Raw genomic sequence first — 22,277 nt, 5'->3', positions numbered from 1 at the left:
GTCACGGCTTCTTCCGCCCACCTGCCTTGGCGTGCGAGGTGTTCGTGGCGGCGCGCTTGGACGAGCGGGCCTTCGCCGTGCCCGACGTGCTCGTCTTCTTGGGCGCGCGGGTCTTCGCCGTCCCCGACGTGGCCTTGCCCGGACGGGTCTTCGCCTTCCCGGTGGCCGTCGACGCCTTGGCCGACCCGGCGGCGTGCTTCGCCTGCAATGCTTCGGCGCGGGCCTCGCCGGCTGTCCGGGCCGCCGCGACATCCTTGGGACGCGGCTGCGTGAGCCACACCACGGCGGCGCCCGCCGCGACCACTGGCCACTCGACCACACCGGCCACGCCGAGCAGCCCGGCGCCGGTGTACGCCGCGACACGCCGTGCATGGGGCGAGACGATCCCGACGGAATCCAGAACACCGTCGACGATCCCCTTGACCCTCTCGGCGCCAGGAACCTTCTCCATTGCCGTCGTCACCGTCTGCATGGGGTGCGCCAGCGTCTCCTGGACGGGATGCTGCACCTTCGTGTCCCCTGAGCCAAGCGCATGGGAACTGTCAGTCATGGTCGCTCTCCCTCCGTAGGGAAGGTGAGGCATGCGACGCCGAGGTCGTGACGCTTCTCACCTTTCCGACAACCTTGACCAGATCGGGCAACTTCGGCAAGTCTGGGCATATCCACATGCCGCCGTATGACGTAGTCGGCGGTGAGGACCGCTGCGCCGGGGACCATCCGTGCTGAGACAAGTCCGCGAAGAGCGGCGTCCCGGTCCCGGCAGAGGCCGCTGCGGATCGCTGACCGACACCCCGCGCGTGTCCCGGCCGTGAGGAGATGGCGGTATGAGTGCCCGGCCCAGGCCCGAGCCGTGATCCCGAACACCCACCCCCCACCACCGTCACCGCCCGACCGCGGCCCCCGAGCTCGCCGACCGACCCGCCCTGCGGCATGCGAGCCGACTGTGGACTCCTGCCGTCCTCCTGCGCGCCGTCGCATGCGCAGAGCCTGTAGTCGCAGCCACAGCCATCGCCGCCGGCGCCGGCCCGCTCACCGCCTGCGCCCTGAGCGATGTACCGACGTACCGGGGAACGGCCGTGGGGGCCGGGTCGAGCCCCCCGGAGCGGTTTGGCGTGCTGAAGGGCACGGATGGGGCACGACGGCCGTGGACCGCACTGCCGTCGTACTAGGTGGGGGCGCCTCACCGTTTCTGTTCCACCAACTCCTTGAAGTGCTCGAGGTCGTCCCGTACACGCCGTTCGATCGCGGTCGCCTGGGCGAATCCCTTCGGCCCGCCGAACGCCTCCTTGACGGTGCCCGGGTCGTACTCGATCCGGGCCTGGACTCGGGTGTGCTCCTGGTCGATGGGCAGCAGTGAGAAGGATCCCGCCAGGTCGGGACCGCTCGTGGTCTGCCACTCCATCCTGTGTTCCTTGCCGCGGTCGGTGATCTCGGCTTCGAACTCCTGAGCCCGGCCGCCCGCGTCGACGTCCAGGTGTGCCCGGTGCCCGTCCTCCGAACGAGCCTCGCGTACACCTTCGACGAATCGCGGATAGGTCTCCACCTGGTGGAGGCGTTCCCAGGCCAGAGCGATCGGAACATCAACGTCGATCTGTTCTTCGAGAGTGCTCATCGGCCACCTCGCAGGTCGGTTCACGGTTTACGGGGCCATATCTCCATTGTCGCCTCCAGAGGGTCGATGGAGGCCGGCGTCGGTGTCCGTGGGCCGGCGGGCCGGTGCTGTCCGTCCTCGGCGTTCCGGGGCACGGGCACAAGGACCGCGGTGGCTTCAGGTGGGCCCGACTCCGAGTTCGCGGCCGCGGTAGAAGCCTTCCCGCTCCTCGACGATGTAAGGGGCCATGGCCTCACGCCGCTGCGTCTCCGCCGCGGAGGCCCGCCAGGAGTCGCACGCTTCTTTGGTGTCCCAGAACGACACCCCGGTGATCTCCTGCCCGTCCTCGGACCAGTATGCGTAGGCGCGGCGCAGTGCCTGCGGGTACTGGTCCGGGCGCCAGGCCCTCTCGAACTCCTCCAGCGCGCCCGGCTTGATGCGGCGTGTCGTCACCCAGACAAAGTGCTCCACCATCGCGGCCTCCTCTGGAACGCCGGTTCGACTTGATGGCGCCTTCTCGAGCCATCGTAGGTTTGCGGCACCGCTTCCGCCCCTGCTGCGGGGGAGCGCGGTCGCCCCAGGTCGCTGACCTGGGCCCTGTCGGAAGAGCGGGTGACGAGAATCGAACTCGCGCTCCGAGCTTGGAAATCACTGGTGCATGGGCACTTCATACTGCCCTGGACCTGCAGAAACAGATGTCTTTGCGATCTTCCGCGATAGTCCTGCCGCACTTCTGGGGACCGCTGTTTGCCGCTTTTCGGGGTCCGGATGAGGCACGCCGCTCGGAGATCGCCGACGTCATGGACGACGCCGGGTTGCCCTACTGATCGGCTGCGTTCCCGGCTGAGCGGTCGGCGCCGACGAGGTCGATCTCGGAGTCATTGGCACGGGTCCAGTAGCCGCCGATCGCGTGGGTGTTCTCGGGCGGCCGGTCGTCGGTCAGGCGGCTCAAAGCCTTCACGAATCACCGCCGCGACGGCGCGGCCGCGCCAGGACGTCCTACTGGTGCGGGTCTATTGGAGTGGGAGTACCGGTGCTACTCCTTCGACTCCGCCTGGGCCGTGGGTGAAGAGATGGCCGCCCCGTGAAGGCGGCCGTCGGGGCCAGGCGTGAAGTGCCCGATCGAAGAGGCGACCGCCATGGTTCGCTCGATTGGGTCGCTGGGGCGCCATTCGACCAAGGCCGCTCGCATTTCACTTGGCGGCTGACTTAGTTCCGAAACCCGCCGAAGCAGTGAGTCACCTCTTGGGCCTCACCGTATTCCTCTACGGGGGCTGCGTTTCGCCCGGCGATGAGAGAGGATTTGCCTGCTGTTCTGTGGAGGAAATTACTCGGAGGGTTGACTGTACTATCGTGAGTGCGAAGGTGTGCGTAAAGGGATTGGCTGTTCGTTTTCGTGGTATAGTCCTAATGAATTTACAGGACGCCGCGAAAAAGGGGAATGGCGTGAATACCGAGAAGGTTACGGCTCGACGTCTTACGGCCGGAGAGGTTTCGGAATTGGGCCTCCAGGACGGTATCTTCGTCTCGGCAGAAATGGATGGCCTTCCTCTCGACTGCTACGCCCCGGCTTTCCTTACGGAGCCGGGTAAGAAGTTCGAGGGAGGGTCCTTCGCCGCGAGGACGATCTTCGGTAAGGAAATTCATGTTTTCCCGGACAATGCCGAAGAGCGCGGGATCTGGATTGCCGACAAGGCAGGGGAGGAGATCGAGGTTCTCCAGAGCGCCGGCGTCCTCCTGAACCTCGCCCTTTTCGTGCCGGACGGGAACAAGGAATCCCTGGAGTCGCTCTACTTCGCCGCACGGGAAGCGTTCGGCGCGGGGATCGTTCAGCGCTGGAGCGAGGAAACCGTCGCGGTGCCGGACGTCAAGGTCGACCTGTACGAGGAGCCGGCCCGGGGGCGGAAGAGCACGAACAGCCAAAACCGCGACCGCCGTGCCCTGGACATCTACCCGACCCGAGTGCGGTTCCTGGAGCCCAGCGATGGCTGGAGGTTCATTGTCGAGCCGCACAGGGAGATCGTCGATGACACACCGACGATCTGACCTGATGGCAGGTTAAGCCTCGATCTTTCGCGGGAGCCCGTCAGCTTGCTGACGGGCTCTTCTTCGTTTGTCGGGGCGTGTGGGCAGGCCATTGGCCCGATTGTCGCGTCGGGTGGGCGCCGGAGTCTATGTTTCCGGTGGGATGGTTCAGGCTCGTTGGGACAGGTGGATCTGCTGGTCAACCGGAGTTCGGGAGGGCGTCGAGTCGCTCGATCGCGCTGGTGATGACGTCGGTCCGGTCCGAATGGCGGGTGAATCGAATGCGTGGGTGTCTCCGCCGGAATCCGTGCAGATCGGCGTCGGCCGTCCTCGCCAGTACCTTTTCGAGGCCGTTGCGCCCCCTTACCTGTCGCGGAACTCCTGCGTTTGTCGCCGGCCCCCTGCGGATTCGTCTGCGATCGGTAACAGGGGGATCTTGCACGGGCCTTCGTATGTCTTGATGAGGGCACGGCATCGGCGGAGACACAGCAAAGGGGCGGGCGGACATGGCAAGGCACAAGGGAAGGGGATGGCACGGCCGGCTTCTCGCGGCGGCGCTCGGGGTGACGGCGGTGGCCGCTGCCACCTCGGTGTGGACCGCGCAGGCCGACCCCGCCGGAGGGCGGCAGCCGCAAGCGCGTGTCGCAGCGCCGGACGCCCGGTCCCAGGACGGGACCGTCGCCAAGGTGGCGGCGGACATCGCGCACGCCTCGGACCGCGGCGCCCGGGGCGTCAACATCACCATCGACGACGGACCGGACCCGGTCTGGACGCCGCAGGTGCTGCAACTGCTGAAGGACAGCGGTGTGAAGGCTACGTTCTGCATGGTGGGCATGCAGGCCCAGGCACACCCGGACCTGGTCAAAGAGGTCGTGGCGGCCGGGCACCGGCTGTGCGACCACGCGGTCTCGCACGACACCACCATGGACACCAAGTCCGAGGCATACCAGTCCCAGCAGATCCTGGATGCCGAACGCATGATCACCAAGGCGTCCGGAGGCGTCCGGCCGCAGTATTACCGGGCCCCGGGCGGTGCTTTCACCCCGTACAGCCGGCAGCTCGCCGCGTCCCGGGGGATGCGACCGTTGGGCTGGAACGTCGACTCCAAAGACTTCGAGCGTCCCGGTGTGGACACCATGGTCGCCACCCCTCTGTGACAGGTTGGAGAAGGGCGGCAGAAAGGACGTGAAACGCTCGTTGGGGAGGTCGAATTTGCCGCGCTGCTGCCAATAGGAGGGCTTGACGAAGTCTGCGGCCGTGAACCGCGGAGGGGCGGGAGAGTCTGGGCCGATGCCGCCGTCGTTCTGGCCGGCCGGGTCTCGCTGCACGAGACCCAATTGCCACTGCCGCGCCCACACGGCCTCCCACTGACTCCGTTTTGCCAGCCCTGATACCCGGTATCGGAGTGCTGGCGCAGCAGGCACGTGCGTCTCGCTGATCAGGTCCTTCACGATGTCCAGGACCCGCGCGCCGGGTGCCTGATGTGCTGCAAGCATGACGCGGCGGCCTTCCGTTCTCCCGGACCCGCGAGGGGGAGGGATCGAGGAGGCGGACATCCGGGACACCGCGCTGTATCACTCGGTCCTTGCCGCAGTGGCTCAGGGCAACACCACGAGGGGTGGGATCGCCGGGTACATCGGCCGTAAGTCGGTGGACATCTCGCACCCCCTCAAGGTGCTGGAGGACAGCCAACCTGTCGGTGCGGGAAGTGGACATCTTCAGGGCCGGGAAGTCGCAGTACCGCATCACTGAGCCCCTGATCAATTTCTACGAGGCCGTGATGCGGCCCTCCTGGGCCCGCCTGGAGGCCGGCCAGGCGTCGGACGTATGGGCACAGTCGGCGGAGCGCTTCGCAGCCCAGGTCGCCGGGCCGCACTTCGAGACGATGTGCCGGGAGTACGTCCTCGGGCCGGGGCGGTCCCTGCTCAGCTCCGCGTTGGGTCAGGTCGGCGGCGGCGTGGTGACCGACCAGGCCGCACGGAGGAGATCCAGATCGATGTCGCCGTGCCCGAACCCGGGTCCGGCGGTAGGAAGCCGACGGTGCACCTGCTCGGCGAGGCGAAGTGGGGCACGGTCATGGGGATGAGCCACCTGGAGCGGCTCGTCCGGGCGCGGGAGCTCCTTGCCGGACGAGCCATGGACACCACCCAGTGCGCGCTCGCCTGCTTCAGCGCCGCAGGCTTCAGTGATGCGTTGCGCACCGAAGCGGCACGTGGCGACGACCGTGTCCTGCTCATCGGCCTCGACGAACTCTACGGTTGGGCGGTCCCTGCCCCGCCCCGCTGATAGGCCAGAGTTCCAACTGCCCCGAGCGCCCCCAGCTATTGCGCCTGCCCCTTCGGCGCAGGCGCGTCCCAGGGAGCGGCCGGTGCCATGTCTCGATCACTCCGCAGGGAGAGAATCCTGGTGACGTCCAAGGGCAGGGAACGCCAAGCTCATTCGATGGGTCAGAGGGCGATGATCCGGACGTGATTACCGCAGAGTCTGGTCATGTCGTCGCTGTCGGACGTCAGCAGCGCGACCGGCCTTGGTTGGCAGCCTCAGCGGAATGTCCGGCCGAGCGCGCAGCCGAACTCATCGGTGCTCGGTGGGGGTTGGGTGTCGTCCCCATTCCCAACGTGGTCCATCTTCTGGAGGCGCACGGGGTGCGAGTGTTCTCGTTGTCCCGAGACTGCCCCGAGGTCGACGCCTTTTCCTTCTGGGGCCGAGGTATCCCCTTCGTACTGCTGAGCACGGGGAAGACCGCCGAGCGGGGGCGCTTCGACGCGGCCCACGAGTGGTGGCAGTACCGCACCCACTGCGTGGAGCTTGGACGTCAGGGGTACCGCAAGGCGGAACCGCAGAGTGGGCTGGCCCGCGAGACTTCACAGGTGCTGAGGAAGGAGATGAGATGCGCTCCGGCGGCAGGGTCGCGTACGCGGAGGTGCGGGTGCTCGCCAGGTGGGGCGGCGCCGGAGAGGCGTAGAACGACGCGTCCAGGGTCATGTGGCATTCCTCACAGCGAAAGCACAGGCAGTGAAAGCAACTGCACCTTTTCGCCTTTTCTGTCTGTCCCGGTGTTGTGGTGTTGGCCGGAACAGGTGAAAAACTCGTGACGGTCGACCGTTGCCCCGGTAATACGATCACCTCAAGTCGCATCTGCGTGTCCCATTCCGCTGCGACCCCTTCTTCTCTTTTCGGACCCCGAAGGGCTCTTGTGAAGATTCGCCGGATTCTTGCCACAGCTGTTGCCGCCGCAGTGACCACGCCTGCCCTCCTGCTGTCGGTCACCCCCGCGTTCGCCGACGACAAGCCGGCAGCGCAGACGCAGGAGAAGCCGTCCATCGCGGAGCTGGAAAAGGCCGCCGCCGCAGCGAACGAGGCGTACGACGACGCCGTTGCGGCCGAGAGTGCCGCCTACGCGGCTCTGGAAGCGCTCCTGTCCGACACCGCTCCCCTGGCCGTGGCGGCCAAGGCCGCCGAGGCCGCGGCGGCCGACGCCGCCACCGCGAAGACCGACGCCGACCAGGCGGTCGTCGACGCCAAGGCGGCGGTCGACGCCCTCCCGGAGACGGCCACCGAGGAGGAGAAGACCGCGGCGGCGACGACTCTCACCGAGGCGGAAGCCGCCGCCGCAGCCGCCGCCGATGCCAAGGCCGCCGCCGATGCCAAGGTCGTGGAAGCCCTGGACGCGCGTGACGACGAGCGGGTCGCCGCAGCCCGGACGCTGGACCAGGCGCAGAAGGCCACCGAGGCGGCGCTCGCTGACAAGACCGCCGCCGACGAGGCGCTGGCCAAGGCGAAGGAGGAGGAGGGTGAGGGCGGCGAGGGCTGCGTCCCCGAGGCCGAGCTCACCACGGTCGTCACGGGTCTGCCGTCCACAGTCGTCGCCGGCACGAAGGTCAACTTCAATCTCCGGGTGACCAACGGCACCGACAAGACGATGGACGAGGTACTTCCGTTCGCCTACGTCCACGCGACCGACCGGAGCGGGCTCAACGACATCGACGACCTGGTGCACCTGCAGTGGTCGTCCGCCTCGTCCTCGACGTGGAAGACCGTCGACAACGAGCACTACATGGACGCCATCAGCCCGCTGAAGGCGGGCGCCCACGCCGACGTCAAGATGCGCCTCACGATCGACGCCTCGGCCCCCGCGGGCAACGGCATCACCTTCGTCGCCGGTGACTACTTCAACGACAACGGCACCTGCGGCGGGAACCCGGACCTCGAGGGCTACGAGTTCGTGATCGCCGCCGCGGGAAGCAAGCCCGGCAAGGTCGACGATGCCAAGCCCAGCACGACCAAGCCGAACACCTCGGACCTCAAGCCGCAGAGCGGCGCGTCGGCCAGTCCCGTGAGCGGCAGCCTCGCCGCCACGGGCTCGTCCTCCGCGACGTCGCAGCTGGCCCTCGCGAGCGGCGCGGCCCTGGCGATCGGCGCGGGCGCGGTGTTCGTCGTACGCCGTCGCAAGGCCGGCTCCCACGCCTGACGCATGAGGCGGGGTGCCGACCAGGCACCCCGGCCCACGCGCTGACCGCCCAGCGGGCCCGACACCGAGCGGTGTCGGGCCCGCTGCGGTGACACGGCCGCCCCGGCCCTGAGAGGTCTAGACAACAAAGAAGCCCCGGGCCGCTGGCCTGGGGCTTTTGCATGGAGCGGGTGACGAGAATCGAACTCGCGCTCTGAGCTTGGGAATCACCCGGTACTGCGTAGGCTTGCCCGCCTCTGACCTGGGGAAACGCGCCCCTGGGGGCGTGCCGTAGTGGCTTCGTTCGGGCCTCTGCTTACCGCTGTTCACCGTCCTGACTGGCACGTAGTGGCACGCCCACCCCCGTGCGGGCGGCTGAGACGCGGGTGGTCGGCCGAGAGCTGAGCGGGACCGGCCGCGCCCGGTACGGCCGCAGAGCCCCGGTACGGCAGCAGGGCCCGGACCGTGCGTCGCGGTCCGGGCCCTGCCCCGTGCGGTGCCGCCCTGCGGCGGCGGTGCGTCAGCTCTGTGCGGTGTCGTCGCCCGTCTGCCCGGCGCCCTCGGCTGCGCCTGCCTTCTCGCGCATCTTGCGCACCAGCTCCGCCTTCCGGTCGGCGGCACCCTTGCGGTCGAGGTTGCGGTGCGGACCATTATTCTGCCGTTCGGCGCGGGACAGCCTCTTGCGCTGGCCGCCGCCCATGCCCACGGGGTTGTTGATGTTCTTGCTCACGGTCATGGGTTCTCCCGGAATGATGTGAAGTGATCTACGGATTCATCGGTGGGGGACGGGCGCGGCGACGTCGAGGGACGTCAGCAGGGGCCCATCACGCTCTCACTCGTAAATCGGCGTCTGGAAGAACATGACAAAGACGTTACCCGGTTCCGTCGGCCCCGCACACCAAGCCTTTCGCCGCCCCGGCGTCGGCCGGGCTTTCGGTGAGCGCCCGGGGTCAGCCGTTTCCTTCCGGGAATCTCAGCACCGCCAGCACTCGCCGGTGGTCGCCGCGCGGCCGGGGCAGGTCCAGATGGACGTTACTGGGCCGCCGCGGGCGTGGTCAGTGGTCGCGAGCACACTGGCGGCATGAGCACCGGATCCGTGGAACCCGGCGGACACCGACGCGACAGCCGGGTCATCGGCCTACCCATGACCGACCCGACAAGCGAAACGGACCGCCGGAGAACCCGACGGCCCGTCACGAAAGTTCGAGGTTGAGGCGAGGTCAAGGCAGTTACGGCACGCGCATGGCACGCGTCAAAGAGGTCTAGACAACAAAAAAGGCCCTGCTCTCCGACCAGGGCCTTCATCGTGGAGCGGGTGACGAGAATCGAACTCGCGCTCTGAGCTTGGGAATCACCCGCCATCTGAGCCCACAGAGGATCGTGGCCTGCTGGGATGTGCTGCCGGCGGGCTGCTGCCGAGGTCTGCGGGAAGGTCACGGCTGACCGCTGTTGACCGCCCTGACCGGCACGTAGTGGCACGCGCCGTTCGGGGCTCGTACCCTGCGCCGAAATCCACTGTGCAGATCTTCTTCGGACTGCTGGGATAGGTGCATGAGTCTCTTGCCTGCTGGGGCGGCCGAGGTCGTCGTCCCTGTCCTCGTCCGTGATCTGGCGGCCGCTGATCTGCCTGCCTGTTCCTGGTCCGGGTCGGCGACCCACCTGGGGCAGGTGGCACGTGAATTGGAGCGTGCGGCGGCCGGGGAAGTGGACTACCTGGCTGTCTGTACACCGGTGGGTCTTCCGGTGGCGATCGGCGGCGTCGACTACCAGGTCGCGGCCGGCGCCGGCACGCTGTGGCAGCTCGGGGTGCTTCCGGCCCTCCAGTCGTGCGGTCTGGGCACCGCGCTCATCCGCGCCGCGGAGGACCGCATCAGGGCACGTGGCCTGCGGCGTGCGGAACTCGGGGTGGAGGAGAGCAATCCACGCGCTCGGGCGCTGTACGAACGCCTGGGGTACGTGGCCTACGGCAGCCTGCCGGACGCCTGGGACGTGGAGGCGCCTGACGGTTCGCTGCGCCGGTACGAGACCATGTGCACGCTGATGCGTAAGGACTTGTCCTAGGGGGACACCATGGCCTTGGAGGTGTGGACTTTGGTCCTCTCGCTCACCGGTGTCGCGCTCGGTGGCGGGCTGACGGCCCTCTCCCAGCGTGCCACCCAGCGATCGGCGCAGCGGGCCGAGGAACGACGGCTGAGGGGAGCCAGCGGCGAGGCGCGCCGGGCCGAACAGCTCCAGGCGATCAAGGAATTCATCGCATGCGCCCAGGAAGCCGAACGAGTGGCTTACAGCCGCCCCGATCGTGCAAGCCTGTTGTCCCTGCCAGGCCAAGCGTCATGAGTTTCGAGCCGATGGTGATCCCCGCAGGACTCGTCGTGCTCGTCGGACCGCCGGCCTCAGGCAAGACCGCCTTCGTTCGTGAGCTGGTCGCTCAGGGGAGGCTCGACTCGGCAGCCGTCGTCTCCAGTGACGAGATCCGTGCGGAGTTCTTCGGGGGCGAAGGGGCGGATGTCGCCTCCGACGCGGCTGATGCGCGGGTCTTCGACGAGCGTGACCGCCGGATCACCGACAGACTCGCTGCGGGCAGGATCGCGGTCGCCGAATCGACGAACGTCAGACCGCAAGCACGCGCACGCCTTGTGGCCATCGCGGAACGATACGGTGCGCCGACGACCGTGCTCCGCTTCCCTCAGAGCGAAGCGGACCTGCTCAGACAGAACGAGGAGCGGGGGAGGGACGATGTCTCTGCTGCGGACGTCAGCGCTTACGCTGCCACCATGACACGGGATGGGAACGGTGCGCGGCTGCGCGTGGAAGGTGCTGCCCTCGTGTACGACGTCCCTGGGCGGGGACAAGGGGTCACGCCTGCGGAAGCCGCCCGGCGATTCACGTTCTGCCGGGCCTGAGCTGCTCCGGAGTGAGCGATTCTTGCAGATCTTGCAGGTGCGCGAGTTGGGGCACGTCAAGTCGTGAGAGGCCCAGACATAAGAGAAGCCCCCGGCCGCTGGCCTGGGGCTTTTGCATGGAGCGGGTGACGAGAATCGAACTCGCGCTCTGAGCTTGGGAAGCTCATGTTCTACCATTAAACTACACCCGCGAAGCGCACTGAATGATCAGCGATGCATCGTCGCACACTCTACCCCATGGCAGGCCCCCGGTGTACGAACCGGGGGCCTGCGTGTCATGCGCCAAGGGTGGATGCGGTTGCTGTGGGCGGGAGTTGGGGGCGTAGCGTACGTAGTCGGAGTGCCGCCTGGAGTGGCGTCCTGTTCATCCCCTAATGTGGCTTTCTCGTCCAAGGCTTGTTGGGGAAGGGACTTGATGGACTCCATGGAGCACACCGTCGTCCGCTGCGCCGAAGGGCACATTTTCGCTACCGCTTCGTTCCCGCTGCAGCAGCTCGGGGCCGGTCGGATCGGTCCCGGGCGGCTTATCCGCTGTCCGCGATGTGCCCGGTTGCGGCAGGCAGTTCCGGTGGAGTTCGAGCGGCGGTAGAAGCAGGGGGCAGGAGCGGCGGCAGACGGTCGTGGCAGAACGCGCGGGACAGTCCGGTTGGGGCGGGCCCGCGCGTTCTGCGTATCCTCGGGGCGTGCTTCTCTCAGATAAGGACATCCGGGCCGAGATCGACGCCGGGCGGGTCCGCATTGATCCGTACGACCCGTCGATGGTGCAGCCATCGAGCATCGACGTGCGGCTCGACCGCTACTTCCGGGTGTTCGAGAACCACCGTTATCCGCATATCGACCCAGCCGTCGAGCAGGCGGATCTGACGCGCACGGTCGAGCCGGACGGGGATGAGGCGTTCATCCTCCACCCCGGCGAGTTCGTGCTTGCCTCGACGTACGAGGTCATTTCGCTGCCCGACGATCTTGCGTCGCGGCTGGAGGGAAAGAGTTCGCTCGGGCGGCTCGGGCTCGTGACGCATTCGACGGCCGGGTTCATCGATCCCGGGTTCTCCGGGCATGTGACGCTGGAGCTGTCGAACCTTGCGACGCTGCCGATAAAGCTGTGGCCGGGCATGAAGATCGGCCAGCTGTGCATGTTCCGGCTGAGTTCGCCGTCGGAGTTCCCGTACGGCTCCGAGCGGTACGGTTCGCGCTACCAGGGGCAGCGCGGGCCGACGGCTTCGCGTTCGTTCATGAATTTCCACCGGACCCAGGTGTGATACCGGACCATGACTGACGTACGAGAGAATCTGACGTACGACGGGTTCGGTCATGCCGTGCGCGAGCTGGCGCAGGCCGTGGCCGACGACGGCTACGAGCCGGATGTGGTGCTGAGCATCGCGCGGGGCGGGGTCTTTGTCGCCGGCGGGCTGGCGTACGCGCTGGACTGCAAGAACATTCATCTGGTGAATGTCGAGTTCTATACCGGCGTGGGCACCACCTTGGAAATGCCGGTGATGCTGGCGCCCGTTCCCAACGCCATCGATTTCTCGGACAAGAAGGTCCTGATCGCCGATGACGTGGCGGACACCGGGAAGACGCTGAAGCTGGTGCGCGATTTCTGTATCGAGCACGTCGCCGAGGTGCGCAGCGCAGTCATCTACGAGAAGCCGCACTCGCTCGTGAAGTGTGAGTACGTGTGGAAGAAGACCGATCGCTGGATCAATTTTCCGTGGAGCGTCTTGCCTCCGGTACGCAAGTCGGGCGAGCCCATCACGCCTTCCAAGGAGGCGCTGTAACTGCCGAGGCGGCGGTCAGCTCCTCTTGAGCGCTGGGCACAGGGTGTAACCCAGCGAACCCTTCGCGTACCCGTTCCGTGCCGGATGCCTGATCGTCCGGAGCGTTCTCAGCCCGCTCACGCACGGCCCGAGGACAGGCGTCGACACCCCCGCCCTGCTTTGGCCGCCGGGCCGCTGGTCGCACGGCAACCGAAGCGTCCCAGCTGGAGGTCCCGTCGGTCGGGGTCGGGTGCTTGTCGACGTCACCGTTCTCGTTCAGGATCGCCGACAGGCGGCCGACGGCGGACCGGCGACGCTCGCATACGCCATGACCTGCGGCACAAGAGAGGCCGCGACGGTGATCCCGGCCACGAGGTCGCCTCGCACCAGGCCGCGCCGGTAACCCTTGAGAACGGCGAGCCCCGGCGCACGGGGCACGGGACAGGGCCGGCTCACCCGGTGTCCCTCGACCGGCGGGCGAGGAACTTGCCCAGTTCCCACAGGACCAGGAGCGCGAAGGCGGCCAGCAGCGCCCAGCCGAACTGCCGTGCGTTGATCTCGGTCGTCCCGAGGATGCGGCGGAAGCCGTCCAACTGGGTTACCAGCACCGCGAGTACGAACTGGGCCAGTGCCACCCAGTTCATCTGCTTGCTGTCGAAGGTGGACGTCGTCAGTACCGAGTCCGTCTCGCTGCGGCATTCGAAGGCGGCCACGATCAGACAGAGCGCGAAGGCGGTGAACGCGATCGACTGACCGGTCTCGACGCTGTCGAAGCGGGCCACACCGAGCTTGATCAGTCCGAGCAGGACGATGGTGATCGCCAGTCCGCCGAGCCCGACCGTGACCAGCACGGGCCGTGTGAGCACCGACTCCGCTCGCGGACGCGGCCTGCGTCGCATGAGTCCGGGGCTTCCCTGGTCGAAGCCGAGCGCGAAGCCGAAGGACGCGTTGACGACGAAGTGGATCCACAGGACCTGCGGCGGCGTGAAGGGTTCGCCGGCGGCGATGTTGAAGACGGTGGCCCCGAGGAACGTCAGTACGAAGGTGACGAGCAGCAGGAGCACGAACCGGATGTACTTGGTGAGATTGTCGTAGATCTTCCGGCCCTGCTCCACGGCGTAGACGATGGTGGCGAAGTTGTCGTCGGAGAGGATCATGCGTCCGGCGTTCTTCGCCACGTCCGTGCCGCTGCCCATGGCGATGCCGATGTCGGCGGCCTTGATGGCGGGTGCGTCGTTGACGCCGTCCCCGGTCATCGCCACGACATCACCCTGCTTCTTCAGCGTGTTGGCGAGCAGTACCTTGTGCTCCGGCGCGACCCGCCCCACCACGCCGATGCCGTCGATGCGGGCGAGCTGCTCGTCCTCGGTCATGGCGGCGAACTCGGCGCCGAGGACGGCCTCGCCGGGGATGCCGACCTGCCGGGCGATCGCCGCCCCGGTGGTGACGTCGTCGCCGGTCACCATGCGGACCCGGATGTGCGCCGCCTGGGCGTCGGCCACGGCGGCCCTGGACTCCTCACGGGGAGGATCGACCATGCCGACGAGACTGGTCATCCGCAACTCGGTGACGTACGCGAGCAGGTCTCCGTCCGGGTCGAAGCCGTCCGGGTCCAGATCACGGGTGGCCGCGGCCATCACCCGGCGCCCCTCGCCGCCCATGCGTTCGGTCCGCGCCTCGGCACGCCGGAGCAGTTCGGCGTCCCAGGGGAGGGTCCTGCCCGCCGCGAGTGCGGTGGTGGCCCGCGCCATCACCGCCGGGGCCGCGCCCTTGACGAAGCATCGGACCACCTGCCGCCCAGTCGCGTCGACCGTCGAGTTGAAGGTGGCCATCAGCTTGTAGCCGGGGTCGAACGGCAGTGTGGCGAGCCGGGGAAGGCCGTCTCTCGTGGCGTCGATGTCCAGCCCGGCCTTGTGCGCGAGCACCAGCAGCGCGCCCTCGGTGGGATCGCCCACCACCTGGCCGTCCACCAGCTTCGCGTCGCCGGCCACCACGTACGGCAGGATCGCGTCCTCGATGCCCGCGGAGGAACCCGCGGCATGGTGGATCTTCCCCTCGAGTCCGTAGCCCGTGCCCGAGACGGTGTACCGGTCGGTGGGACTCACCACTTCGACGACGGTCATCTGGTTCATCGTCAGGGTGCCGGTCTTGTCCGAGTTGATCGCCGAGGTGAACGCCAGGGTCTCGACCGACGGCAGTTCCTTCACGATGGCGTTCCGCCTGGCCAGGTTGAGGCTGCCGACGGACAGGATCGCCTGGGTCACGGTCGGCAGGGCTTCGGGGATGGCGGCGATGGCCAGCGAGACCGCGCTGACGAACAGCACGTCCCAGGCCTGTCCCCGCTCGCGGCCCAGGGCGAACATCACGATCATAGTCAGGCCCGCTGCCCCGGTGATCCACAGCGTGAGGGTGTTGAGTTCCTTGGTGAGCGGCGGCTCTTCTCTCTCGGTGGCCGACAGCATCCCGGAGATCCTGCCGAGCTCGGTGCCGGTGCCGGTAGCGGTGACGACGAGTACGCCGCTCCCGTGGGTGACCGGGGTGTTCATGAACGCCATGTCGGTCTGGTCACCCGGTCCCGGTCGGCCGCCCGGCAGCGTGTCGGCGTCCTTCGCGGCGGGAACGCTCTCGCCGGTGAGCGCCGACTCGTCGATCTGCAGGGCGTTGGCCTCGATGATGCGTCCGTCCGCCGGCACCTGGTCGCCTGCGGCGATGAGCACAATGTCGCCGACGACGAGCCGTTCGGCGGGGATCTCCGACTCCGTCCCGTCCCTGCGCACCCGGGCCGTCGCCTTCATCATCGACTTCAGCGCGTTCATCGCGCTCTCGGCCTTGCCCTCCTGGCGCAGGCCCACGACCGCGTTCAGCAGCGTCAGCGCGAACAGCAGGATCGCGGTGCCCCACTCCCTGATGAGCAGCGAGACGACCGCCGCGGCCACGAGGACGACCTGCATGTAACTGCGGTACTGCTCGAGGAACCGGCGCCAGGCCGGAGTCCGCTTCTCCTCGGGCAGTGCGTTCGGGCCGTGAACGGCGATGAGTTCGGCGGCCCGTGCCGCGGAGAGACCGACCTGCGGATCCACACCGAGCGCCGCCAGGACCTCCTCGGGAGAACGCGCGTACCAGCCGTCCTCCGAAGCCCTGGGCCGCTCTCCTCCGGCGTCTGACTGCACCGTCATCGTCGTGCCTCCGATCCGGTCCGACCTGGCCGATTCGGGCTAGTCCGCCGGGCCCTAGCCGCGCTTCTTCTTCTTCTTCTTCTTCTTCTTCTTCGTCGTCGTCGTCGTCGGCCGCCTGGTGCCGGACGCGCGCCTGCCGCCCGCCGACGTGCGGCTCCCGTCCGCGGTCCGAGCAGCCGTCGGATGCCGGGAGGCGTACGGGTCGGCCGGGGCCCCCGCGGGGGCCTCCTGCTCCAGCTCCCGCTTGGTCGCGAGCAGATCCTTCCGGGCCTGCTCCCCCACTTCGGGGTACTGGGGATCGATGTCCATCAGGGTGTGCGCGAGCACCGCCGCCGCGCATATCCGCGCGAACCACTTCCGGTCCGCCGGCACGACGTACCAGGGCGCCCACTTCGTACTCGTTGCCGACAGCATCTCGGAGAACGCGTGCTGGTAGTCGTCCCACCGGCGCCGCTCCCTGACGTCGGCCGCGGAGAACTTCCAGTTCTTCTCCGGCAGGTCGATCCGCTTCATGAAGCGGATGCGCTGCTCCTCCTTGGAGAGGTTCAGGAAGATCTTCACCACCTTGAACCCGTTGTCCGTGAGGTAGCGCTCCCAGTTGTTGATCTCCCGGTAGCGGCGGTCCCATACCCCCGGGCCGCCGGCGTCGTCCGGCAGCTTCTGCCGGACGAGGTTTTCGGAGTGCACCCGCACGACGAGGACCTCCTCGTAGTGCGAGCGGTTGAAGATGGCGATCTCTCCGCGCGCGGGCAGCCGACGGGCGTAACGCCACAGGTATTCGTGGTCGAGTTCCTCGGTGGAGGGCACCTTGAAGCTGCTGACCCGCACGCCCTGGGGGTTGACGCCGCTCATGACGTGGCGGATCGTCCCGTCCTTGCCCCCGGCGTCGAGCGCCTGGAGACAGAGCAGTACGCCGTACGTGTCCTGGGCGGCCAGCCGTTCCTGGTACTCCGCCAGCAGGGACACCCCGGTCCGCAGCAGCTCGACCCCGTCGCGTTTCCTCAGGCCGGCCTTGTAGCGAGGATCGAAGTCCCGGCCCAGGTTCACCTTCGAGCCCGGTTTCACCCGCAGCGGCCCGATGAACTCCGCGATGCGTTCGGCTCTCTCGTCCGCCATCACCGATCAGCCCTTCTCTTCGGTCACGGTGAGCGCCGCGCGTCCCGGCCCTCGCCACCGTCGCGGACCGCTCCCCGCCGCCGGCGGGGAGAGGAGCGGCTTCGGCCTCCACCGCCGCGCAGGTGACGCTGAGCACCTTCCGGGCCCGGCGTTCGAGCGGTGTCATGAAGTCGGCCACTTCACCGACGCCGCCGGGGGCCAGGAAGCGGTTGCCCAGGACGGCCGTGTCGGAGAGGTACAGCTGGTGAACCGTCGCGTCGTTACCGTCCGGAAACTCCGCGGCGAGCCGACAATGACCGCCGCGCGCACTGTTCAGCAGCGAGGCGAAGACGCTGGGGGAATCGAACCGCGGCGCGCACCACCAGTCGATCGTTCCCCCGGACGACACAAGCGCGGCGGTCTGAAGATCACCGGCCATGCCGTGCTCGGCGATGGGCGGGTAGCCGTTCACAAGCCCTCCTTCGCCAGGGCTGTGCCGCGGTGACTCAGGTGCCTGGTCGGTCGGCATGCGTGAGCCGCTCACCCGAGGCTCCGGGGCCGGCGGCTCAGGTGGGATCAGAGCGGCAGCGCGCTACGAAGAACCCGGAAAGGTACGAGGATTCTTGAGGCTTCCGTTCTCACAGCGTGCGCCGCACGTCGGCTCGTCGCACGCCGAGGGCGATGGGCGGGCATCTGTGTCCCCTCGCCGATTGATCGTCGTCACCGGCCCCTCCGCGCGCAGGTCACCCGACAGCCTCTGAGTCCGGTCAGGTCCGGTCCCGTCCGTGACAGCGAAGAACCCCCGGCGCCTTGTGCCGGGGGTTTCTTCATGGTCGTGGGACGTGGTCGTCAGATCGTGCCCAGCTTGATGATCGACAGCAGAGCGATGAGCTGGATCGCGGAAGCGCCCAGCGCCTTCGGCCACGGCAGGTCGTGCGACTTGCTCACCATGGATGTGAACAGCGCGGCCGACGCCAGCCAGGTCATCCAGCCGAGTATCTGGACCAGGGAGTTCTCGCCGCCGAGGAAGAGCGCGAAGATCAGCCGTGGGGCGTCCGTGATCGACATGATCAGCATGGAGAGGCCCACGGTCGGCTGCCAGGCGCCGTCGCCGCCGAGCTGGCGGGCGAGGGTGTGGGTGACCGTGCCGAGGACCAGACCGCCGATGACGAAGCCGAAGCCCGTGAGGAGGACGTACGGGACGGCGGTGGAGATCGTTGCGTGGATGGCGTCGTCGCGGGCCTGGTCGAAGCCGAAGAGCGCCAGCAGGCCGTAGAGGAACGTGACGATGAGCGCCGGGCCCCAGACGGGGTAGTCGCGCGTCTGCCAGAACGTCGGTCCGGGGCGCAGCACGATGCCGCTCAGCAGCTGCTTCCAGTGCAGGCGGGGGCCTGCGGGCTGGGCGGGTGCCTGGCCGGCGCGGTAGGTGTTGCCGTCGCCGTACGGGTCCTCGTTGATGCTGAACGCCTGGGTGTGACCCGGGTTGTTGGCGTACGGGTCACCCTGGTGGGGCTGGTGGTACGGGTCTCCGAAGTATTCGGGTTCGCCGTGTGCGCCGCTGTTGCCCTGGTGCCCGCCGGGGTGCCGGGCTCCGTACGGGGCGCCGTTGCCTCCCGCCGGGGGCCATGGCTGCTGTCCGTACGGCGGCGGTGGTGCCTGTGTGCCGTACGGCTGCTGCTGCGGTTGATGTTGCCCTTGTTGAGGGGTGCGGTTGTCCCGGCCGCGTCCGATCCTGAATCCAGCCACGTAATCGAACGTACCTGGTCCGCGTGTGTGCGGTGGGAGAGCCGGGGAACCCGGCCCCCTTTGCGGCCGAGCTGTGACATCCCCTAGGGGGACCCTGGGGGGCCGGCCGGTGGGCGCGAAACCCGGGCCTGCTGTACGGGAAACAGGCCCGGGTTCAGTGGCAGGTGTCAGCCCGCCATGTTGCCGCCCAGCCACGGTGTGCCCGTTGCGGAGACCTTCACGGCGGAGAGGCCGTAGCCCTTGCCGGTCGGGGCCAGCTTCGTGCCGTTGGAGTTGAAGGTCACGACGTATCCGTCGGCGGCGTTCTCCTGGGGGGAGCCGACCGTCAGATCCGCCTTGCCGTCGTTGTTGGTGTCCGAGAGGAAGACCTCGGCGCCGAAGCCGTCGTTCTTCTCGTTGCTGCCCGGGACATTGGGGGTGTCCTGGGCGAAGGACTGGGCTCCGGTGGTGGCGAAGCCGGCCGGGGAGCCGTAGATGACGCTGACCATGCCAGCATCGACGATGCCGTTCAGGTCTTCGCCCGGGGCGCCGACAGCCAGGTCGTCCATGCCGTCGCCGTTGATGTCGCCGAGCGAGAGCTCGTAGCCGAAGATGTCGTCCTTCTCGCCGGTGCCGGGGACGCCCGGGGAGTCCTGGGTGATCGAATCCTGGCCACCGACGGGGCCGCTTGCCGTGCCGTAGACGACCGTGACGACGCCGCCCTTCTGCGAGCCGGGGACATCGGCGTCCCACTGGGCGCCGATGACGATGTCGCCGTAGGTGTCCCCGTTGACGTCACCGATGTCGGAGATGACGCCCGCGGGGAGCTTGCGGATGCCGGAGGTCGTCACGCCGGACGCGCTGCCCGGCAAGTAGTAGTTGGCGTTCCACCCCTCGGCGCTGTCGTTCTCGTAACCGTCGACGAGCAGGTCGGTGCGGCCGTCGTGGTTCACGTCGCCCGCGGTGAGGTTGAAGAGGTCGTAACCGGAGACCTTCGCGACCGGTGTGGTGACCCTGTAGTGGCCGCCGGTGGAGCCGGTTCTGGTGAAACCGCCGCGGTAGATGTCGACGGTGTTCTGGTCCGACGAGATGGCGAGGTCGGCCTTTCCGTCGCCGTTGTAGTCGCCGGCGGCCACGATGCCGCCGAACTTGTCGTGGCCGGCGGCCGACGGGTCCTTGACGGTGGTGCCGCCGGACAGGCCGCCGCTCCCACCCCACAGGATGGTGACCGAGCCGCCGTCCACGTCGGAGCCCACGTCTTCGCCGGGGGCGCCGACGGCGAGGTCGGCGTAGCCGTCGCCGTTGAGGTCGCCGGCGGTGATCATCGCGCCGAAGTAGTCGTTCTTCTCGGCGCCGCCGGGGACGCCGGTGCTGTCCTGGCTGACCGTCTGGATCTTGGAAGCGCCGGCGCCGGATGCGGAGCCGTACAGGATGGAGACCGAGCCCGCGCCGGTCCTGCCGTTCACGGAGGCGCCGGAGGCCGTGACGGCGATGTCGCGGTAGCCGTCGCCGTTGAAGTCGCCCTGAATCCCGGCGGGGGCCGCGGCGGCGGTGCCCGTCGTGGCGATCAGCAGGCCGCCGGTGAGGGCGGCAGCCGCCGCGGTGGCGAGGGAGATGCGGAGCTGTCTGTGCATGAAGGTTTCTCCATTGGTTGGCATGAGTGCGGGTGCAGGAAGGCGCGAGATCGACGCCTATGGGAGGAAGCCCGGGCGGACCGAACTCTGGACGCCGGTGACCGTGATGCCGTTCGCCGAGCCCTTGAAGCGCAGGTAATCCGTGAACAGGTCGGCACAACCGTCGCGGTCCGAGTCGCGCAGCCGCAGCGAGCTGCCGAAGGACGAGTTGGCCTCCGGGTCCCCCGGTACGCCCTTGGTGGCGCGTTCGAACCACTGGGACTTGGTACCGCTCAGGCCCTGGGAGCTGCCGCGCAGGATGTGGACCGCACCGGCGTCGGCGTACGTGCCCAGATCCTCACCCACGGCGGAGACGGCGAGGTCCGGGTAGCCGTCGTGGTTCACGTCGCCGGCCGAGAGATCGTTGCCGAACCGGTCGCCGTTCTCCGAGGTGCCGGTGACGCCGGTGGTGTTCTGGGTGAGTTTGGTGGTGGAGCCGGGGCCGGACGAGCCGCCGCGCCAGACGGTGACGGCACCCTTCTCCCCGTCGGCCAGCGGCTGGCCGAGGGCGATGTCGCCGTAACCGTCCTTGTTGAAGTCGGCGACGGTGCCGCTCACGGCGAAACTGGAGTCCTCGCCCGCGCCGAGCTTCAGCGTCGCGCCGCGGGTGAGGGTGGAGCCGCCCCGGATGAACCAGGCTCCGGTGAGCGCGTGGCTGGGCCCGTCGACGCCGCCGACGACGACCAGGTCGGCGGCCGCGTCCTTGGTGACCCTGCCGGCCACCAGGTGCTCGGCGAACAGGTCGTCACGGGTGAGCTTGGTGACGGTGCCGCTGAAGCCGGACTTGCTGAACATGCCCCGGTAGACCTGCGCGGTGTGGTTGTTGATCACGGCGAGGTCGGGCTTGCCGTCGCCGTTGAAGTCGCCCGAGGCCAGATCGTCCCCGAACGCGCCCCACTGCCGCGCGTCCTTGTTCGGTACGACGGTGCCGCCCGAGAGACCGGCTGCCGAACCCCACAGGATGGTCACCGCACCCTGGGTTCTGCGGCCGTCGACGGTTTCGCCGGGTGACCCGACGGCGAGGTCGGCGTAGCCGTCGCGGTTGAAGTCCGCGCCCGCCATGGTGGTGCCGAAACCGTCGTCCCACTCGTTGGAGCCGGGGACGCCGGCGCTGTTCTGGGTGACGTTCTGGGCACGTCCGTACGGGCCGGCCGCCGTGCCGTAGATGATCCCGACCGTGCCGGAGCCGTCCGAGCCCGCGTCGGTCACGCTGCCGGAGTAGGCGTAGTCGCGGTAGCCGTCGCCGTTGAAGTCGTCGGCGTACTTGGCGGTGGCCGCGGCGGCGCTGCCCGCTCCGGCGATGAGCAGGCCGCCGGTGAGGGCGGCGGCAGCGGTGGTGGCCAGGGTGGTGCGGAGTCTGCTGTGCATGCGGTTCTTCTTCTCCTGTTGCATGCGGGGATGCGCAAAGGCACCCGAAGCCAGTTTCCGACGCCGGACTCCTTATGCCCCTTTCGCGTCAACTGTGACTGAGAGCACGGGTGTTCGGCGAAGAAGTGACTTCCGGTGGGGGCAGATGGTTGTACGGGACACGTGGGAAACGTGTGGGCGGTGTGACGTGGCAGTGAACAGCGTGGTGCTGAAGGTGATCAGCAGCCGGTCGGGGGTGGCTGCCGGATGCAGCGCCAAACCGGGGCCGCCACCTCTCCGGTGCGTACGGACCACCATGTCCGGGGCCTGGTCGCCGTCGAAGTCCGCGCAACGGAGCAGAACCGTCTCGGCAGGGGTGGTGGTGCCGCCGTGCGCGGTGCGGAGCGGGGGGCCCACATGGCGTCGGCGGGTGCCTTGAAGAGGTGCGTGCCGCCGGGGCGCACCTGGCCGTCGGGGCCGCCGAGCAGCAGCAGCCGGGCCCCTGGTGGCGGTGCCGGGCTCGTGCGGGTGGGCG

At 68.3% G+C, this 22,277-nt stretch carries 17 protein-coding genes, 1 tRNA gene and 6 pseudogenes; 9 read left to right on the top strand and 15 right to left on the bottom strand.

The genetic code is table 11. The features are described from left to right. Position 1: 1 nt before the first annotated feature. The 4 genes from ACWD6R_RS11730 to ACWD6R_RS11715 all read right to left on the bottom strand — a co-directional run bounded on the left by ACWD6R_RS11730 (position 2) and on the right by ACWD6R_RS11715 (position 2,552). Complete coding sequence (locus tag ACWD6R_RS11730; protein ID WP_451818532.1) at positions 2-550, bottom strand: hypothetical protein; 549 nt, start codon at positions 548-550, stop codon at positions 2-4. A 630-nt stretch (positions 551-1,180) separates the two neighbouring features. Then, a complete protein-coding gene (locus ACWD6R_RS11725; RefSeq protein ID WP_451818531.1) occupies positions 1,181-1,612 on the bottom strand; it encodes an SRPBCC family protein in 432 nt (143 codons plus the stop codon). 156 nt (positions 1,613-1,768) lie between these two features. After that, positions 1,769-2,065 (bottom strand): hypothetical protein, encoded by a 297-nt coding sequence (locus ACWD6R_RS11720; RefSeq protein ID WP_451818530.1) that lies wholly within the window; start codon positions 2,063-2,065, stop codon positions 1,769-1,771. 346 nt (positions 2,066-2,411) lie between these two features. Further along, positions 2,412-2,552, bottom strand: coding sequence for a hypothetical protein (locus ACWD6R_RS11715; RefSeq protein WP_451818529.1), 141 nt, complete (start codon positions 2,550-2,552; stop codon positions 2,412-2,414). Positions 2,553-3,037: 485 nt separating this feature from the next. On the opposite strand from ACWD6R_RS11715, the gene ACWD6R_RS11710 reads away from it, so the two are divergent. Both ACWD6R_RS11710 and ACWD6R_RS11705 read left to right on the top strand, forming a co-directional pair. After that, positions 3,038-3,637: a hypothetical protein gene (locus tag ACWD6R_RS11710; RefSeq protein WP_451818528.1), complete on the top strand. Its 600-nt coding sequence runs from the start codon at positions 3,038-3,040 to the stop codon at positions 3,635-3,637. 485 nt (positions 3,638-4,122) lie between these two features. Then, positions 4,123-4,764, top strand: a pseudogene (locus ACWD6R_RS11705) (polysaccharide deacetylase family protein); the annotation flags it as partial. A gap of 42 nt (positions 4,765-4,806) precedes the next feature. Here ACWD6R_RS11705 and ACWD6R_RS11700 read toward each other — a convergent pair. Continuing rightward, positions 4,807-5,112, bottom strand: a pseudogene (locus ACWD6R_RS11700) (DUF7008 domain-containing protein); the annotation flags it as partial. Positions 5,113-5,620: 508 nt separating this feature from the next. Here ACWD6R_RS11700 and ACWD6R_RS11695 point away from each other — a divergent pair. Beyond that, positions 5,621-5,902, top strand: coding sequence for a hypothetical protein (locus ACWD6R_RS11695; RefSeq protein ID WP_451818527.1), 282 nt, complete (start codon positions 5,621-5,623; stop codon positions 5,900-5,902). 161 nt (positions 5,903-6,063) lie between these two features. Here the strand turns inward: ACWD6R_RS11695 and ACWD6R_RS11690 are convergent. After that, positions 6,064-6,150, bottom strand: a pseudogene (locus ACWD6R_RS11690) (DNA-binding protein); the annotation flags it as partial. Positions 6,151-6,812: 662 nt separating this feature from the next. On the opposite strand from ACWD6R_RS11690, the gene ACWD6R_RS11685 reads away from it, so the two are divergent. Then, positions 6,813-8,087 (top strand): LAETG motif-containing sortase-dependent surface protein, encoded by a 1,275-nt coding sequence (locus ACWD6R_RS11685; RefSeq protein WP_451818526.1) that lies wholly within the window; start codon positions 6,813-6,815, stop codon positions 8,085-8,087. Positions 8,088-8,586: 499 nt separating this feature from the next. Here the strand turns inward: ACWD6R_RS11685 and ACWD6R_RS11680 are convergent, their stop codons facing one another. After that, a complete protein-coding gene (locus ACWD6R_RS11680) occupies positions 8,587-8,802 on the bottom strand; it encodes a DUF6243 family protein (protein WP_030927449.1) in 216 nt (71 codons plus the stop codon). Positions 8,803-9,617: 815 nt separating this feature from the next. Here ACWD6R_RS11680 and ACWD6R_RS11675 point away from each other — a divergent pair. The 3 genes and pseudogenes from ACWD6R_RS11675 to ACWD6R_RS11665 all read left to right on the top strand — a co-directional run bounded on the left by ACWD6R_RS11675 (position 9,618) and on the right by ACWD6R_RS11665 (position 10,969). Then, the gene (locus ACWD6R_RS11675; protein ID WP_451818525.1) at positions 9,618-10,127 is read left to right on the top strand and encodes a GNAT family N-acetyltransferase; all 510 of its coding nucleotides are present in this window, start codon (positions 9,618-9,620) and stop codon (positions 10,125-10,127) included. Positions 10,128-10,136: 9 nt separating this feature from the next. Next, positions 10,137-10,364: pseudogene (locus tag ACWD6R_RS11670) on the top strand (hypothetical protein); the annotation flags it as partial. Between the two features lie 35 nt (positions 10,365-10,399). After that, the gene (locus ACWD6R_RS11665) at positions 10,400-10,969 is read left to right on the top strand and encodes an AAA family ATPase (RefSeq protein WP_451818524.1); all 570 of its coding nucleotides are present in this window, start codon (positions 10,400-10,402) and stop codon (positions 10,967-10,969) included. Between the two features lie 117 nt (positions 10,970-11,086). Here the strand turns inward: ACWD6R_RS11665 and ACWD6R_RS11660 are convergent. Continuing rightward, positions 11,087-11,160 (bottom strand) — tRNA-Gly (locus tag ACWD6R_RS11660). 492 nt (positions 11,161-11,652) lie between these two features. Here ACWD6R_RS11660 and dcd point away from each other — a divergent pair. Then, positions 11,653-12,228: a dCTP deaminase gene (gene dcd / locus ACWD6R_RS11655; RefSeq protein WP_037695496.1), complete on the top strand. Its 576-nt coding sequence runs from the start codon at positions 11,653-11,655 to the stop codon at positions 12,226-12,228. 9 nt (positions 12,229-12,237) lie between these two features. Next, positions 12,238-12,747: a phosphoribosyltransferase gene (locus ACWD6R_RS11650; RefSeq protein ID WP_451818523.1), complete on the top strand. Its 510-nt coding sequence runs from the start codon at positions 12,238-12,240 to the stop codon at positions 12,745-12,747. A 270-nt stretch (positions 12,748-13,017) separates the two neighbouring features. On the opposite strand, the pseudogene ACWD6R_RS11645 reads toward ACWD6R_RS11650, so the two are convergent. The 7 genes and pseudogenes from ACWD6R_RS11645 to ACWD6R_RS11615 all read right to left on the bottom strand — a co-directional run. After that, a pseudogene (locus ACWD6R_RS11645) lies at positions 13,018-13,182 on the bottom strand (SulP family inorganic anion transporter); the annotation flags it as partial. Further along, complete coding sequence (locus ACWD6R_RS11640; RefSeq protein WP_451818522.1) at positions 13,179-15,902, bottom strand: cation-translocating P-type ATPase; 2,724 nt, start codon at positions 15,900-15,902, stop codon at positions 13,179-13,181. The gene ACWD6R_RS11640 and the pseudogene ACWD6R_RS11645, both read right to left, overlap by 4 nt. A 54-nt stretch (positions 15,903-15,956) precedes the next feature. After that, a complete protein-coding gene (locus ACWD6R_RS11635; RefSeq protein ID WP_451818521.1) occupies positions 15,957-17,018 on the bottom strand; it encodes a polyphosphate kinase 2 family protein in 1,062 nt (353 codons plus the stop codon). A gap of 211 nt (positions 17,019-17,229) precedes the next feature. Further along, positions 17,230-17,526, bottom strand: a pseudogene (locus ACWD6R_RS11630) (trehalase-like domain-containing protein); the annotation flags it as partial. A gap of 320 nt (positions 17,527-17,846) precedes the next feature. Continuing rightward, a complete protein-coding gene (locus ACWD6R_RS11625) occupies positions 17,847-18,743 on the bottom strand; it encodes a Yip1 family protein (RefSeq protein ID WP_451818520.1) in 897 nt (298 codons plus the stop codon). A gap of 167 nt (positions 18,744-18,910) precedes the next feature. Beyond that, positions 18,911-20,356, bottom strand: coding sequence for an FG-GAP-like repeat-containing protein (locus tag ACWD6R_RS11620; RefSeq protein ID WP_451818519.1), 1,446 nt, complete (start codon positions 20,354-20,356; stop codon positions 18,911-18,913). Between the two features lie 57 nt (positions 20,357-20,413). Continuing rightward, positions 20,414-21,763 (bottom strand): FG-GAP repeat protein, encoded by a 1,350-nt coding sequence (locus tag ACWD6R_RS11615; protein WP_451818518.1) that lies wholly within the window; start codon positions 21,761-21,763, stop codon positions 20,414-20,416. Positions 21,764-22,277 lie beyond the last annotated feature (514 nt).

Source organism: Streptomyces sp. NPDC005151 (assembly GCF_053599875.1).
The sequence above is the reverse complement of the archived record's forward strand: the minus strand, read 5'-3'. Positions and strand labels throughout refer to the sequence as shown.

What these genes read in the sequence shown, in the direction of transcription:
- ACWD6R_RS11730 (WP_451818532.1), bottom strand. Translation starts at nt 550, where the DNA reads ATGACTGACAGTTCCCATGCGCTTGGCTCAGGGGACACGAAGGTGCAG.
- ACWD6R_RS11725 (WP_451818531.1), bottom strand. Translation starts at nt 1,612, where the DNA reads ATGAGCACTCTCGAAGAACAGATCGACGTTGATGTTCCGATCGCTCTG.
- ACWD6R_RS11665 (WP_451818524.1), top strand. Translation starts at nt 10,400, where the DNA reads ATGAGTTTCGAGCCGATGGTGATCCCCGCAGGACTCGTCGTGCTCGTC.
- ACWD6R_RS11640 (WP_451818522.1), bottom strand. Translation starts at nt 15,902, where the DNA reads ATGACGGTGCAGTCAGACGCCGGAGGAGAGCGGCCCAGGGCTTCGGAG.
- ACWD6R_RS11675 (WP_451818525.1), top strand. Translation starts at nt 9,618, where the DNA reads ATGAGTCTCTTGCCTGCTGGGGCGGCCGAGGTCGTCGTCCCTGTCCTC.
- ACWD6R_RS11680 (WP_030927449.1), bottom strand. Translation starts at nt 8,802, where the DNA reads ATGACCGTGAGCAAGAACATCAACAACCCCGTGGGCATGGGCGGCGGC.
- ACWD6R_RS11635 (WP_451818521.1), bottom strand. Translation starts at nt 17,018, where the DNA reads ATGGCGGACGAGAGAGCCGAACGCATCGCGGAGTTCATCGGGCCGCTG.
- ACWD6R_RS11720 (WP_451818530.1), bottom strand. Translation starts at nt 2,065, where the DNA reads ATGGTGGAGCACTTTGTCTGGGTGACGACACGCCGCATCAAGCCGGGC.
- ACWD6R_RS11615 (WP_451818518.1), bottom strand. Translation starts at nt 21,763, where the DNA reads ATGCACAGCAGACTCCGCACCACCCTGGCCACCACCGCTGCCGCCGCC.
- ACWD6R_RS11650 (WP_451818523.1), top strand. Translation starts at nt 12,238, where the DNA reads ATGACTGACGTACGAGAGAATCTGACGTACGACGGGTTCGGTCATGCC.
- ACWD6R_RS11620 (WP_451818519.1), bottom strand. Translation starts at nt 20,356, where the DNA reads ATGCACAGACAGCTCCGCATCTCCCTCGCCACCGCGGCGGCTGCCGCC.